Raw genomic sequence first — 13850 nt, 5'->3', positions numbered from 1 at the left:
CCCCGCGACCCGCAGGTTTTCCATGCTCGACATCAACTGGATCAAAGCCAACCCCGCCGCATTCGATGCTGCGCTCAAGGAGCGCAAGAATGTGCCGTTCACGGCCTCCCAGCTCATCGAGATGGACGAGTCCCGCCGCACCGCCATTGCCGCCGTCGAGGAGGCACAGGCCAAGCGCAACGCGCTGTCCAAGCAGATCGGCCAGGCCAAGGCCCAGAAGGACGAGGCCAGGGCCCAGGCGCTGATGGATGAAGTCGCCCAGCTCAAGGACGCCATCCAGGCCGGCGAAGCCACCCGCAAGGAAGCCGAGGACAAGCTCCGCGGCGCGCTGGCCATCATCCCGAACATCCCGCTCGATGAGGTCCCTCGCGGCGCCGACGAGAGCGACAATGTCGAGTATTTCGGCCGCAACGGCTCGCCCGAGACGGCGGCGAAGAATCGCCCGGCCCGGCCGACCTTTTCCTTCAAGCCGAAGGAGCACTTCGAAACCGGCGAGGCCCTCGGCCAGATGGATTTCGAGGTCGCCGCCAAGATCTCCGGCAGCCGCTTCGTCGTGCTGAAGAGCCACCTCGCCCGCCTCGAGCGCGCCATCGGCCAGTTCATGCTCGACCTGCATGTCGACGCGCACGGCTACACGGAGGTTGAGCCGCCCTACCTCGTGAAGGACGATGCCCTCTACGGCACCAACCAGCTGCCCAAGTTCGAGGAAGACCTCTTCTTCGTGCCGCACGGCGAGGGTCGCCTCGCGCTGATCCCCACCGCCGAGGTTCCGCTGACCAACTTCGTGCGCGACAGCATCCTCTCCGAGGACGAACTGCCGCTCCGTCTCACCGCCCTCACCCCCTGCTTCCGCTCGGAAGCCGGTTCGGCCGGCCGCGATACGCGCGGCATGCTGCGCCAGCACCAGTTCAACAAGGTCGAGATGGTGGCCATCACCACCCCCGAGGCCTCGGGCGAAGAGCACGAGAAGATGCTCTCGGATGCCGAGGACGTGCTCAAGCAGTTGGGCCTCCACTACCGGGTGATGATGCTTTCGACCGGCGACATGGGCTTTGGCGCGCAGAAGACCTACGATCTCGAGGCCTGGCTGCCGGGCCAGGACACCTATCGCGAGATCAGCTCGGTCTCCGTCTGCGGCGATTTCCAGGCCCGCCGGATGGACGCCCGCTACCGCGACAAGGACGGCAAGATCCGTCACGTCCATACGCTGAACGGCTCGGGTGTTGCCGTCGGCCGCGCCCTGATCGCGGTGATGGAGAATTACCAGCAGGAAGACGGCTCCGTCCTCGTCCCCGACGCGCTGCAGTCCTACATGAAGGGTCTCAAGTCGATCGGCGCCCGCTCATGAGAATCCTCATCACCAATGACGACGGCGTGGACGCGCCCGGCATCGAGGTGATGCGCGCCATAGCGGCCGAACTCAGCGACGATGTGTGGGTGGTCGCCCCCGACGGCAACCAGTCGGGCGCCGCCCACCGCTTCACCTTCGGGCGCGAACTGGGTCTCGATCAGCGCAGCGAGCGGGTCTTTTCCGTCGTCGGCGGCTCGCCCGCCGACTGCGTCGTCGCCGGCATGACCTATGTCTGCAAGGACATCAAGCCGGACCTCGTGCTCTCCGGCGTCAACAACGGCCAGAACCTGGGCGATATCCTCAACTGTTCCGGGACCGTCGCCGGAGCCCGCGAGGGCGCCCTCCACGGCGCGCTCGGCATCGGCATCAGCCAGGGCGTCGACTACGAGCGCACCAACGAGGTGAACTGGACCAACGCGGCGACCTACAGCGCCCGCGTCGTCCGCCAGCTCCTCGCTCAGGTGCGGTCGCGCGGCGACGCCTACTTCAACGTCAACCTGCCCTTCTGCGCCCCCGAGGACGTCAGCGGCATCCGCGTCGTCCCCTTCCAGCGCTTCTCGCGCTCGCCGATGGCCTACTATCCCAGCGACAACGCCGGGAAGTTCTTCATCGCCATCCCCGAGACGCCGACGCCGCTCGATCCCGAGAACGACTTCGGCCTGCTGATGCATGAGAACGCAATCACCGTGACGCCGCTCATGCTCCAGCACACCCACCACGAGCTGGCCGGCCGCCTCGACGGCATGCTGGACCTCTAGCCATAAAAACCAAAATCCCCGGACGATGCCGGGGATTCGCTTCGGTCTTGATACTGGGACTAATCCCGCGCGTGACGCGCTGTGGCTTAGCTCGGGCGCTTGGTAAGCGCGCCGAGCAACAGGTGTTCGCGGGCGCGCGCAACGCTGCGGGTCGCCTCGCGGCCCCGCGCATCGATCACGCCGGCTAGCGCCTTGCGGAAGTCGTTCTTGCTCTCGGGCATCTCATTCTCCCGGTGTGGAATCTCGTGCGGCTCTTCTGCCGACGATGTGTATGTAGTGCGGGCGAGCCCCGCCGGTAAGTCGTTGTTGCGAAAGGCAGCCATGCCATTGGCGCAGGGCCACTTAACAGCCGGTGAATCGCGTCAGTCCCGACGCTGGCTCTCCAGCTCGGTTCGCGCCTTCAGATATTCGGTGATGTAGCGCTGCGCCTGGCGGCTGCGCACCGGCCGCTCTGAACGCGGAATGAACGCTCGCAATGGCCAACGGGCCTTGTTAGGGTCCGCGCCACCTACCTTCCCACGGCATTTCATTATGAACGACAACGCCTTCGCCCCCGCCGTTTACCAGACGTTCGATATCCGCACCGATCCCAGGACGGTGGCTCCGCGCGTCAAGGCGCTGCGGACGGCGATGAAGGAGGCCGGGGTCGACGCGTTCCTCGTTCCCCGCACCGACGCGCATCGCGGGGAATCGGTTCCGGCCAGCGAGGCGAGGCTCAGCTATGTGACAAGCTTCACCGGTTCGGCCGGCCTCGCCATCATCGGCAGCCGCAAGGCCGCGCTGTTCGTCGATGGCCGCTACACGCTGCAGGCCCCGGCGGAGACCGACACCACGGTCATCGAAGTGCTCGAGGCGGCACAGGGTGGCATGTCGCCCCGGATCGCCGAGTTCGTACCCAAGGGCGGCAAGGTCGGCTTCGACCCTTGGCTGCACACGCCCAGCGAAATCGCCGACCTCGAGAAAAAGCTCGCCGGCAAGGCCACGCTGGTCCCGGTCGCCAATCTTGTCGACACGACCTGGACCGATCGCCCTGCCCCGCCTGTCGCCCCGATCGAGTTCCTCGGCCACAACCGCGCGGGCAGGAACGCGCCGGACAAGCTCGCCGAGATCCGGGCCACCATGGCCGAGGACGACGCCGACGCGCTGGTGCTGACGGTACCGGAATCGATCAACTGGCTCTTCAACCTGCGCGGCCGCGACGTCCCGCACGTGCCCGTCGTCCTCTGCTATGCGCTCGTGCCGAAATCCGGCATGCCGACCCTGTTCTTCAACAAGGACAAGATCACGCCCGAGCTCAGGCAGGGCCTCGAAGGCCTCGCCAAGGTCGCGGACGTTGCGACGATGGTCGCGTCCCTGCGCAAGCTGGGCGCCGGCGACAAGCGCGTGATGGTCGATCCCGGGACGGTCCCCGTCGCCGTGGCCAATGCCATCAAGGGCGTCAGCGAAGCCAGGCTCATCGAGAAGCGCGATCCAGTCCTGCTGCCCAAGGCCAGGAAGAACGATGCCGAGCTCGGCGGCATGCGCGAGGCGCACCGGCTCGACGGCGCCGCCATGGCGAAGTTCCTCCACTGGTTCGACACCGAGGCCCCCAAGGGCAAGCTCGACGAGATCACCATCGCCACCGCGCTCGAAAGCTTCCGGCGCGAGGATTCGAGCCTCGTCGACATCAGCTTCGACACGATTTCCGGCGCCGGCCCAAACGGCGCCGTGATCCACTACCGCGTCGACGCCCGCACCAACCGCGGGCTGAAGCCCGGCGAGCTGATGCTGGTCGACTCCGGCGCCCAGTACCTCTCCGGCACCACCGACATCACCCGCACCCTCTTCACCGGCAAGGCGACCGCAGAGCAGAAGGACCGCTTCACCCGTGTGCTGCGCGGCATGATGGCGGTGTCGATGGTCCGCTTCCCCAGGGGAACGACCGGCGCACAGATCGACGTCCTGGCACGCCAGTTCCTGTGGGCCGACGGCATCAACTACAACCACGGCACCGGGCACGGCGTCGGCGCGTTTCTCTCCGTGCACGAGGGCCCCATCGGCATCTCGCCGCGCTATCCGACCCCGTTCGAGCCCGGCATGATCACCTCGAACGAACCGGGCTACTACAAGGAAGGCGCCTACGGCATCCGCATCGAGAACCTGCTCAACGTGATCGAGAGCGAGGTTGGCGAGGGCAAGTTCCTCGAGTTCGAGACGCTGACGCTGACCCCGATCGACCTGAGACTCATCGACGTCAGGCAGCTGAGCGAGCCGGAGCGCGAGTGGCTCAACGCCTACCACAAGCGGGTGTTCAAGGAGATCGGCCCGCTCGTGAAGGGCGAGGTGAAGGCGTGGCTCAAGGACGCCACGCGCGAGATTTAGATCAGCGCGAACGGATCGTACTGAAGCAGCCAGGACAGCAACCAGTTCTGGCTGCCGCCGAGCGATGCGACATCGTCCACCTTCCAGCCGTCGGCTTCCTTGACCATCGACACGCTGATCAGGCTCAGGTGGTCGAAGTTGTGGAACCTGACCGTTGCTACCGCGCGGTCGCCGCTCACCACCGGCTCGTTGATCACCAGATCGAACAGCAGCGTGTGGTTCGCCTCGATGAACGGGTCAAAGGCGAGCACGTCCGCTGCGTTCGACGCGGCATCCGCCCCGGCCTCCTCGCTCGCATGGCGCTCGACACTCGCCGAGTACAGGCCCTTGAGCCGCTCGGAGTAGAAGTGCTGAAGCCCGCCATCGTGGTTCTGACCACTGGTGTAGGGCTGATAGATGGCTTCGACCAGCGCCTTGGGCGTGTCGTACGCCGCCGCGCCGCCCGTGAAGCCGACAACGAGTAGAAGAGTAGAGACTATGCGCCGCATGACCGCCCCGTCGTGCCCGGTTTCGAACGGACTCCGGCTAGCAACGAGTCGCGGCGCCTTCAGGGCTGCGCCGTGCCACAATCATGGCAGGCTGGCTCAGGTGGGGGTGGTGGTCGTGTCCGTGCCTTCGCCCTCGGCGGCGGCGAGGGTCTTGGCGCGACGCTTCTCGATCCACATGACCGACCAGATCGAGAGCTCGTAGAGCAGGTACATCGGCAGCGCCAATCCGATCTGCGAGATCGGGTCGGGCGGCGTGATGAACGCGGCAAACACCAGGATGGCGACGATGGCGTAGCGGCGGCCCTTCTTGAGCGTACCGCTCGAGATGAGATCGATCTGCGCCAGGAGCGTCAGGATCACCGGCAGCTGGAAGCAGAGGCCGAACGCAATGATCAGCGTCATGGCGAGGCCAAGGTACTCGCTGACCTTGACCAGCATGCTGATCTCGCCCGTCTCCATCGAATGGAAGAACCGCATGGCGAGCGGGAGCACGGCAAAGTAGACCATGGCCGCGCCGAGCAGGAAGAAGATCGGCGTTGCGATCAGGTACGGGATGAAGGCCTTGCGTTCCTTCTTGTAGAGCCCCGGAGCGACAAAGCCGTAGATCTCGACCGCAAGATACGGGAAGCCGAGGAAGATCGCGCCGAAGAAGGCGAGGCTCAGCTGCGTGAAGAAGAATTCCTGCGGCGCGGTGTAGATCAGCTCCACCGGCTGGGGAGCCACCGCCTCGCGATAAGGCTGGACGAGGATGTCGAAGATCGGACCTGCAACGAAGAAACAGGCGATCAGCAGGCCGACGATCACCAGAAGCGATCGGATCAGCCGCTTCCTGAGTTCGATCAGGTGATCGAGCAGTGGGGCTTCGCTGCCCGCAAGCTCATCGGGGGCCTCGGTCTCAGGCTTGGGCGGTTCGAGTTTGGTCTGCTCGGCCATCGTCACGTGGTCTTCTTGGCAACGGCCGGCTTCTCGGCGGCGGGCTTCTTGGCGGCAGGTTTCTTGACCGCAGCGGGCTTCTTGGCCGGAGGCTTCGCCGCGGGCGCCGGATCAGCAACGGCAGCCTGCTTGGGCGCCGCCTTCTTCGCGGCCGGCTTCTTGGCTGGCGCGATAGCTTCGACCGGCGCCGGAGATTCGATCGGCTTCTTCGCCCTTGTCGGTTTCTTGGCGGCCGGAATGTCGGCCGTCGCAACGGTGCTCTCGCTCGGCGCCTTGATCCGTGCGGGGCGGGCAGCCTTGACCGGGGCCTTAGCGGCAGCAGGTGTACTCGCGGCCACCGGGGTCGCAGCACCCGTCGTCGTGGCAGCGGCAGCGGCCGGCGCGGTCATCCCGGCGGCGGCCTTGATCTCGTCGACCACGCTCTCGACCTTGGGATCGGCCGGCTTGATCGCACCGGAAGGCTGAACCTGCCCGGTGGACGTTGTCGTGTTGAACTCCTTGCGGATCGCATCCGCAGTCGCCTTCAGCGGCTGCGTCACGGAGTTCCTGAGATTGGTGATCTCGTTGAGCCCGGTCGTCTTGTTGAGCTCACGCTGGAAGTCCTGCCCCATCCGCCGGATGGTTCCGGCGAACTGCCCGATGCGGCGCATTACCGCCGGCAGTTCCTTGGGACCGATGACGATAAGCGCCACGATCCCAATCAACAGCATTTCCAGCCAGCCGACGCCGAGCATGTGGTGGGCTCCCGAGAGCGGCCGTCAGACGATCAGGCGTCCTTGGCCTTTTCGGTTTCGCGGGTCGGCTCGGCACTGGCCTGGGCATCGATCTGCGGGGTGGGCTTGGTTTCCTCGTCGCGCATGCCCTTCTGGAAGGACTTGATGCCCGAGGCGACTTCGCCCATGAGGCCCGCGATCTTGCCGCGTCCAAACAGCAGGATCACGACGATCGCTACAACAATGATGCCCCAAATGCCTGGCGCGTGCATACGTTGGTCTCCGATATTCGAACGCGTAGTCTACACCGTTAGCGCAGACAAATAGGTTTAATCCTTGGCGAACACAAGGACGTGTTCCGGGTTCAGGCTCAGGAAAACGTCGGAACCGACCTTGAGATTGCGATCTGACCGCCGCCGCAACTGAATAGGCCGGTCGAGCCCCGCGACGCTTACCTCGCACAGATCGATGCCGATGGCGTCCCGCTTCGCCAGAACTCGGCCGGGAACCCCGGGCCCCTCCGTCCTGACATCGAGGCTGCCGATCGGCCGGATCGCAACCGTCACAGCTGTGCCGTCGGCATAGGCCGGCGCCGGCAAGGCGCCCAGCGGTGTGTCGACGCTCCCGCCCACGACGCGGGCCTCGATCTCGCTCAGCGGCGAGAAGAAACGTGCGGCATTGAGATCGACCGGACGATTGTAGATGGCGGACGCCGTATCGATCTGCGCCAGTCTGCCGTGCCGCAGCAAGGCGATCCGGTCGCCGAGGAGCATCGCCTCTTCGGGGTCATGGGTCACGATGATCGTCGTGGCATGCGTCTCGCGCAGCACCGCCAGCGTCTCGTTGCGCACCGTCTCGCGCAGCCGCGCATCGAGGCTGGAGAACGGCTCGTCCAGCATCAGGATCCCCGGCCGCGGCGCGATCGAGCGGGCGAGCGCCAATCGCTGCTGCTGCCCACCCGAGAGCCGATGCGGGTAATCGTCCTCCCGGTCTTCAAGCCCGACCCGCTTGAGGGCCTGGCGCGCTTGCGTCAACGCAGCACCCCGGCCCAACCTGCGCAGCCCGAAGGTCACGTTCTGCAGCAGCGTCAGGTGTGGGAACAGTGCGAAATCCTGGAACATCAGTCCGATGCCGCGCCGGTCGGGCTTCACATGGACGCCCGGCCCCGACACCACCTCGTCATTGATGCTCACCGTACCCGCATCGATCCGCTGGATGCCGGCCGCGACGCGCAGGATCGTGGATTTGCCCGATCCGCTCTCGCCCAGCAGGCAGACGATCTCCCCCGGCACGAGGGCCAGCGAGAAGTCGCGCAGCACCGGCCGGCCGCCCAGCGTCACGTCGACATGGTCGAACTTCAGCGCTCCGGCAAACGCGACGCCAGCGGTGCCGCGCGGGCCCCAGTCCTCGAACTCTTCGGTATCGGTCATTCTACCGGGTCGCTTTCGCCCTGGTCGTCGGGATCGAGCGGATCCTCGTCATCACGCAAGGGGCCATCGAATGGCAACGGCACCTGGAAGGCCGGCGGCAGCCGGCTCGACAGCAGGCCCGAGCCCTTCAACTCCTCCAGCCCCGGCAGGTCGGTGATGCCCTCGAGCCCGAAATGATCGAGGAAGGCCTCGGTCGTGCCATAGGTCACCGGCCGCCCAGGCGTCCTCCGCCGCCCACGCATCCGGATCCAGCCGGTCTGCATCAGCACGTCGAACGTCCCGCCGCCGCTGGCGACACCGCGCACCTCCTCCACCTCGGCACGCGTCGCCGGCTGGTGGTAGGCAATGATGGCCAGCGTCTCGAGCGCGGCGCGGGAAAGCTGGCGGCTCTCCGTCTGCTCGCGCCGCAGCAGGAACGAGAGATCGTCGGCTGTCCGGAAGGCCCACTTGTCACCGCGGCGCACGAGGTTCACGCCCCGGCCGGCATACCTCGCGGCCAGCCTCTCGAGCAGAAGCGGCACGTCGGCCCCCTCCCCCAGGTATGGGGCGATCTCGGCCGGCGAAAGCGGCTCGGCCGACGCGAACATGATGGCTTCGAGGATGCGGAGATTGCGCTCTCCGACCTCGCCATGCTCGTCGATTTCCGATCCGGTGGCGGACGTGTCCGTCATGAAGGCTTCTTTCCGTCCTGCTGCCTGCGGCGCATGAACAGCGGGCCGAAGGTCAGGGTCTGGCGCAGTTCTATTTGCCCTTGCCGGGCCAATTCAAGGCTGGAGGCGAAGCTCGAGGCCGTCGCGGTCTTCCGCTGCGCCGGATCGCTCAGGAACTGGTCCAGATAGGCGTCCAGTGGCACCCAGTCCATGTTCTCGCCGATCAGCCGCGTCAGGATCTCGCGGGCCTCCTGCAGCGACCAGACCGTGCGCTCGAACAGGTGGTAGTCCTGCGGGACGCCGCGCTCCCGGCCATTCGCATACGCCTTCAGCAAATCGTAGAGCGACGCCTCCCACAGGTTCCGCCGCTCGATCATCACCGGCTCGGGCTGGCCGCGCGCGAAAACGTCGCGCGCAAGGCGCGGCCGGTTGACGAGCTGCATGGCCGCTTTCCGCATCGCTTCGAGCCGCTTCAGGCGGAACTGCAGCAGTGCCGCCATCATCTCGCCCGACGGCTCGTCGTCGCTTGGCGCCTGCGGCACCATCAGCCGGCTCTTGAGGTAGGCCAGCCAGGCCGCCATCACGAGATAGTCGGCGGCAACCTCGATGCGGCGATCGCGGATGGTCTGGATGAAGCCGAGATACTGCTCCGCCAGCGCGAGGACTGAGATCTTGCCCAGGTCCACCTTCTGGCGGCGGGCCAGGTCGAGCAGCAGGTCGAGCGGCCCCTCGTACCCGGCAACGTCGACATAGAGCACCTCGTCCTCGCGAGGTGCGTCGGGCGTTGCGAACCAATCTGCCGGTGTGTCGCTCATAACGCCGAAAATCCGCTCTTCACGAGCGGATTTGGTCCCCAATGGGTATGGGCGTCAAGGAAGTCGGGGCGTCGATCAACCGCCAATCGGCACGCAGTCGACACCATTCGCCTTCAGGCTTGCGCAGGTCTGGGTCGCTTCCGGGAAGGAATCGACCGGCAGCACGACGCGATACCAGGTGCCCTTGGCACCCAGGTCGACCGGACGGATCGCGAGGTTGCGCCCAGCCAGCAGCCCCGACAGGCGGTTCTGCGTCGCCCGCAGCGACGCCTGCGCGTCCGGCTCGGTCGGCTGCGAGCTCAACTGGACGTAAGGTCCGCTGCCGCCAACCGACGCAGTTGATACCGGCTGCTGCACAGCAACTGGCTGCTGAGGCTGCAGCAGCTCTGTCGTCTGCAACGGCTGCGGCTGCGCCGCGACGGCCGTCCGCTGGTTCGCGCCACCGCCCAGAACGGAACGGTCGGCGGGCCGGGCCACCGGGATCGGGGCAACAATGCTCGGGTTGATCGTCGCAGGCGCCGTGCCAGCAGCCGGAGCCTCGATCAGCGCCGAGACCTGGTTCGGGTCTGCAATAGCAGGTGAATTCACATCGACCGCGCCCGGCACGGCTGCCAGCAGTTCGGACGGCTGCACGTCGGATCCCGGCATGTCCGGAACGGCCGGACGATCCACCGGAAGCTCTTCATTGCCGGCGACCGCCTCGTCGCCCGAAACGATCGTGCCATCCGGCCGCACGGTCACGGTGCGGACCTTGCGGTTGGCGAGTTCGCTCTCGCTGGCCGCGCCGCCACCGTCCCCGACGGTCTGGGCAACGTCGGCGACACTGGTCGCTTCGCTATCGTCGCGGGAGACGAGCTGTTCGTTGCCGATGGCCGCAGCGCTGTTGCCGTCCAGTTCGTTGAAGACGACGGAGCCCTGGTTGCCGGTGGTGCTCGGCGCCGGCGGCGGCGCCTCCTTTACCGGCGCGGAATCGGCCTGCAGGACCGGGGCTTCGGTGTCGCCGGGCCGGCCCATGCCAAGGACCCAGTAGAGGCCGAAGCCGGCCGCAAGCAGCAGCGTGCCCGCCACCGCCATGCCGATATACGGCCGCAGGCCGTTGGCACTGCGCTCCGGCTTGGCCTTGATGCGCTTGTACGGGTTCTTTTCGGCCGCGATGCTGTCGATCCGTCCAACCTCGGCGCCGCTGGCGGCGGCAGCCGCGAGGATGGCGGCCTCGGCCGACGGAATCTGCGGCTCGGTATCCTTGAGCGACGCACGACGCGGCGGCAGACCTGCGGTCAGCGGCGGAACGATGGGCGCAGGCTGCGGCTCACGCGCGACAGGAGCGGGCGCCATGAGCTGTGCCGGTTCCGGCTGGTCGGAAGTCAGCTCGACACGCACGGCCTCGCCGATCAGGCTCTCGATCTCGTCCATCGGATCGCGATCGATAGGCGCCTGCGGCTTCTGGGCCGGCACCTTGCTGGTCGGCCCGAACACCGGCGCAACGCCGAAATGGTCTTCCGGCCGCACACCGGCGGCCTGGGCATTGATCGGACCAGCCGGACCGCGGAATACCCCGGAGTTCACCGGCGGCCGCGGCGCCGGCGCGGCGGCAGGCTGCGGGAAGCTGCGCGGTGTGGGCTGCGGCGCCGGTTCGGGCGCGTCATGGATCTCCGCCTCGGCCGAGTCGAGCTCGGCGGCAATCAGGTCGGCAATTGGGTCACCCGACGACGGTGCCGGGGCAGGAGCCGGACGCACGGGAGCCGGAGCAGGCACGCTCGCCTTGGGCGAAATCGCCACGGGCGGCTCGGTATCGAAGCCAAAATCGAAATCGAAATTGTCTGCGGCCGGAGAAGCCTTCGCAGCCTGGATCATCGGCGACACCGCCGGAGCCGACATGGGCCGCGGCGCAGACACCACGGGTTCGACCGGAGCCGGCGTGGGCTGGCTCCTGGTCGCCGCGAACTCGGCCTCGAGTTCCGCCATCGGATCGACGGCTCGGCCAGGAGCCTGGGCGGCGGCCTTCGGCAGCTCGATAACCGGAACAGGTGCCGGACGCGAAGCAACCGGACGCGGAATCTCGCGATCCTGCCAGTTGGCCATGGGCTCGGGCTTGAACGTCGACGTCGTCGGCATCGTGCCGAAATCGAACGATGCCGCGGGACGCGCAGGCGCAACGGACGGCGCCGTGACGACGGGCGCCGGTGCGGCGGCCGCCGGCTGGTCCATCCCCGGAATGCGCAGCACCCCGCTCGGGATCGGGGCCGGATTCGGAGCAGACCTCACGGCCTGCTGGGGCGCACTGACTACGGGCGCAGGCGCAGCAACCGGCGCATCCATGCCGGGAATGCGCACATGTGGAGGCGGCGCCGGGTTATCCTCGGGCAGCGTGACCAGCTTGGGCGCCGGACGGGCCTCGGGTTCGGCAGACCCTGCATTGCTTGCCATCAGCTTGGCGAGCTCGGCAATCAGGTCGTCGGATTTATCCTGGCCATCAGGCATGTGCTGTGGTCTCGCTGTCATCGTTAGCAGCGCCCTTCAACTCGTACTCTTCGGTGCCCGAGGCGACCCCCTGAAGCGAGCCGGCCACTCTACCAACCAATACGCCCGAATTATGAAAGCTCCTCCGGAGCCGAAACACCGAGCAGGTTCAAGCCGTTGACGAGCACCTGACGGACAGCCGCGACAAGGGCGAGTCGGGCCGCCGTCAGCTTTGAATCATCGGCGTTAACAAAGCGTAAGGCAACATCTTGATTGCCCTTCGCCCAGAAGCCGTGGAAGGCACTGGCGAGCTCGTAGAGATAGAACGCGACTCGGTGCGGTTCATGCGCGTCGGCCGCCGAAGCAACGATGCGCGGCCACTGCGCCAGCGCCTTGATCAGCTCGAGATCGGCCTCGCTCGAAAGCAGCGAAAGATCGGCCTTGGCGAGGGCAGCCGGCGTCACGTCGAGATCGGGCAGCTCGTCGGCGACCTTGCGGAACACCGAGTAAGTCCGGGCATGCGCGTACTGGACGTAGAACACCGGGTTGTCCCGGGTCTGCTCTTTCACCACGGCGAAGTCGAAATCCATCGCGGCATCGTTGCGCCGGTAGAGCAGCATGAAGCGGGTCGCGTCCGAGCCGACTTCCTCGACCACGTCCGAGAGCTGCACGAGGTCGCCCGAGCGCTTGCTCATCTTGAACGGCTCGCCGTTCTTGAGCAGCCGCACCAGCTGGCAGATGCGCACGTCGATGTCGGCCTCGCCGTGCGAGACGGCCTTCACCGCCGCCTGCAGGCGCTTAACGTAGCCCGAGTGGTCGGCGCCGAGCACATTGACCATGTGCTTGAAGCCGCGCAGGTATTTGTTGCGGTGGTACGCGATATCGGCGGCAAAGTAGGTGTAGGCGCCGTTCGACTTCACCAGCGGCCTATCGACGTCATCGCCGTAGTTGGTGGCCCGGAACAGCGTCTGCTCGCGGTCCTCCCAATCCTCCGGCGTCTTGCCCTTCGGGGGCTCGAGCCGGCCCTGGTAGACCATGTCCTGGCTGCGCAGCCAGTCGAGCGTGGTGTCGACCTCGCCGCCCTGCCCGTGCAGCTGGCGCTCCGAGAAGAACACGTCGTGGTGGATGTTGAGCTTGGCGAGATCGGCCCGGATCAGGTCCATCATCGCGGCCAGCACACGGTCCTTGGCGAGGGCGAGCGCCTCAGCCTCGGGCTTGTCGAGCAGCGTGCTGCCGAATTCGGCCTTCAGCGCCTGCCCCACCGGGACGAGGTAGTCGCCTGGATAGAAGCCCGACGGAATCTCGATGGTCTCGCCCAGCGCCTCGCGGTAGCGCAGCATGGTCGAGCGGGCCAGCGTATCGATCTGGCTGCCCGCATCGTTGATGTAGTACTCGCGCGTCACATCGTAGCCCGAGTAGGCCATGAGCGAGGCCAGCGCGTCGCCGAACACGGCGCCGCGCGTATGGCCGACATGCATCGGTCCGGTCGGGTTGGCCGAGACGTACTCGACATTCACCCGCTCGCCCTTGCCGACGTTGGACTTGCCGAATTCGGCGCCCTGGGCCGCGACGGACTTCAGCACATCGTGCCAGATCGGTGTCTCGAGCCGGAAATTGAGGAAGCCGGGGCCGGCAACCTCGACGGAAGCGACGTCCTTGTCCGCCTTGAAATGATCGGCGAGTGCCGACGCCACGTCCCGCGGGTTCTTGCCCAGCGGCTTGGCTACGACCATCGCAGCGTTGCTCGACAGGTCGCCGTGTGCGGCATCTCGCGGCGGCTCGACCACGATGCGCGACAGTGCTTCCTCGGTGATCGAGGGATAGAGCCCCTTGAGGGCGTCGGCGACGCGGGTGGCGAACAACGCGAAAACGTTCATTTCAGTGCCTTTTG

At 66.6% G+C, this 13850-nt stretch carries 13 protein-coding genes; 3 read left to right on the top strand and 10 right to left on the bottom strand.

Going from position 1 to position 13850, the window contains the following annotated elements:
• The first annotated feature begins 22 nt into the window (after window positions 1-22).
• A complete protein-coding gene (serS, locus tag PRN20_RS19985) occupies window positions 23-1348 on the top strand; it encodes a serine--tRNA ligase (RefSeq protein WP_273959398.1) in 1326 nt (441 codons plus the stop codon).
• The gene (gene surE, locus PRN20_RS19980; protein ID WP_273959397.1) at window positions 1345-2109 is read left to right on the top strand and encodes a 5'/3'-nucleotidase SurE; all 765 of its coding nucleotides are present in this window, start codon (window positions 1345-1347) and stop codon (window positions 2107-2109) included. Before serS ends, surE begins: the two co-directional genes overlap by 4 nt.
• An 86-nt stretch (window positions 2110-2195) precedes the next feature.
• On the opposite strand, the gene PRN20_RS19975 is transcribed toward surE, so the two are convergent.
• Window positions 2196-2330, bottom strand: a complete 135-nt coding sequence (locus tag PRN20_RS19975; RefSeq protein ID WP_273959396.1) for a hypothetical protein — start codon at window positions 2328-2330, stop codon at window positions 2196-2198.
• 310 nt (window positions 2331-2640) lie between these two features.
• Here PRN20_RS19975 and PRN20_RS19970 point away from each other — a divergent pair, with 310 nt between their 5' ends.
• Entirely contained in the window at window positions 2641-4470 is a 1830-nt protein-coding gene (locus PRN20_RS19970) for an aminopeptidase P family protein (RefSeq protein WP_273959395.1), read from the top strand.
• On the opposite strand, the gene PRN20_RS19965 is transcribed toward PRN20_RS19970, so the two are convergent.
• The 9 genes from PRN20_RS19965 to argS form a co-directional block, all read right to left on the bottom strand.
• Window positions 4467-4958 carry a hypothetical protein gene (locus PRN20_RS19965; RefSeq protein WP_273959394.1) on the bottom strand — a complete coding sequence of 164 codons (492 nt, stop codon included), beginning with the start codon at window positions 4956-4958 and terminating at the stop codon, window positions 4467-4469. The two genes, PRN20_RS19970 and PRN20_RS19965, sit on opposite strands and share 4 nt — an antisense overlap.
• A gap of 96 nt (window positions 4959-5054) precedes the next feature.
• Window positions 5055-5891, bottom strand: a complete 837-nt coding sequence (tatC, locus tag PRN20_RS19960) for a twin-arginine translocase subunit TatC (protein ID WP_273959393.1) — start codon at window positions 5889-5891, stop codon at window positions 5055-5057.
• 2 nt (window positions 5892-5893) lie between these two features.
• The gene (gene tatB / locus PRN20_RS19955; protein ID WP_273959392.1) at window positions 5894-6625 is read right to left on the bottom strand and encodes a Sec-independent protein translocase protein TatB; all 732 of its coding nucleotides are present in this window, start codon (window positions 6623-6625) and stop codon (window positions 5894-5896) included.
• 32 nt (window positions 6626-6657) lie between these two features.
• Window positions 6658-6876, bottom strand: a complete 219-nt coding sequence (gene tatA / locus PRN20_RS19950; protein ID WP_273959391.1) for a twin-arginine translocase TatA/TatE family subunit — start codon at window positions 6874-6876, stop codon at window positions 6658-6660.
• Window positions 6877-6933: 57 nt separating this feature from the next.
• Window positions 6934-8034, bottom strand: coding sequence for an ABC transporter ATP-binding protein (locus PRN20_RS19945; protein ID WP_273959390.1), 1101 nt, complete (start codon window positions 8032-8034; stop codon window positions 6934-6936).
• Complete coding sequence (scpB, locus tag PRN20_RS19940; RefSeq protein WP_273959389.1) at window positions 8031-8705, bottom strand: SMC-Scp complex subunit ScpB; 675 nt, start codon at window positions 8703-8705, stop codon at window positions 8031-8033. Before scpB ends, PRN20_RS19945 begins: the two co-directional genes overlap by 4 nt.
• Window positions 8702-9499 (bottom strand): segregation and condensation protein A, encoded by a 798-nt coding sequence (locus PRN20_RS19935; RefSeq protein WP_273959388.1) that lies wholly within the window; start codon window positions 9497-9499, stop codon window positions 8702-8704. The genes scpB and PRN20_RS19935 overlap by 4 nt, the downstream gene beginning before the upstream one ends.
• A gap of 75 nt (window positions 9500-9574) precedes the next feature.
• Window positions 9575-11980 (bottom strand): SPOR domain-containing protein, encoded by a 2406-nt coding sequence (locus PRN20_RS19930; RefSeq protein WP_273959387.1) that lies wholly within the window; start codon window positions 11978-11980, stop codon window positions 9575-9577.
• Window positions 11981-12090: 110 nt separating this feature from the next.
• Window positions 12091-13836 carry an arginine--tRNA ligase gene (gene argS / locus PRN20_RS19925; RefSeq protein ID WP_273959386.1) on the bottom strand — a complete coding sequence of 582 codons (1746 nt, stop codon included), beginning with the start codon at window positions 13834-13836 and terminating at the stop codon, window positions 12091-12093.
• Window positions 13837-13850: the final 14 nt, after the last annotated feature.

The organism is Devosia sp. ZB163, assembly GCF_028613635.1.
Taxonomy (GTDB): Bacteria; Pseudomonadota; Alphaproteobacteria; order Rhizobiales; family Devosiaceae; genus Devosia_A.
The sequence above is the reverse complement of the archived record's forward strand: the minus strand, read 5'-3'. Positions and strand labels throughout refer to the sequence as shown.

Excerpts from the sequence above, each read along its gene's own strand:
- serS (WP_273959398.1), top strand. The coding sequence starts at position 23 with ATGCTCGACATCAACTGGATCAAAGCCAACCCCGCCGCATTCGATGCT.
- surE (WP_273959397.1), top strand. The coding sequence starts at position 1,345 with ATGAGAATCCTCATCACCAATGACGACGGCGTGGACGCGCCCGGCATC.
- PRN20_RS19975 (WP_273959396.1), bottom strand. The coding sequence starts at position 2,330 with ATGCCCGAGAGCAAGAACGACTTCCGCAAGGCGCTAGCCGGCGTGATC.
- PRN20_RS19970 (WP_273959395.1), top strand. The coding sequence starts at position 2,641 with ATGAACGACAACGCCTTCGCCCCCGCCGTTTACCAGACGTTCGATATC.
- PRN20_RS19965 (WP_273959394.1), bottom strand. The coding sequence starts at position 4,958 with ATGCGGCGCATAGTCTCTACTCTTCTACTCGTTGTCGGCTTCACGGGC.
- tatC (WP_273959393.1), bottom strand. The coding sequence starts at position 5,891 with ATGGCCGAGCAGACCAAACTCGAACCGCCCAAGCCTGAGACCGAGGCC.
- tatB (WP_273959392.1), bottom strand. The coding sequence starts at position 6,625 with ATGCTCGGCGTCGGCTGGCTGGAAATGCTGTTGATTGGGATCGTGGCG.
- tatA (WP_273959391.1), bottom strand. The coding sequence starts at position 6,876 with ATGCACGCGCCAGGCATTTGGGGCATCATTGTTGTAGCGATCGTCGTG.
- PRN20_RS19945 (WP_273959390.1), bottom strand. The coding sequence starts at position 8,034 with ATGACCGATACCGAAGAGTTCGAGGACTGGGGCCCGCGCGGCACCGCT.
- scpB (WP_273959389.1), bottom strand. The coding sequence starts at position 8,705 with ATGACGGACACGTCCGCCACCGGATCGGAAATCGACGAGCATGGCGAG.
- PRN20_RS19935 (WP_273959388.1), bottom strand. The coding sequence starts at position 9,499 with ATGAGCGACACACCGGCAGATTGGTTCGCAACGCCCGACGCACCTCGC.
- PRN20_RS19930 (WP_273959387.1), bottom strand. The coding sequence starts at position 11,980 with ATGCCTGATGGCCAGGATAAATCCGACGACCTGATTGCCGAGCTCGCC.
- argS (WP_273959386.1), bottom strand. The coding sequence starts at position 13,836 with ATGAACGTTTTCGCGTTGTTCGCCACCCGCGTCGCCGACGCCCTCAAG.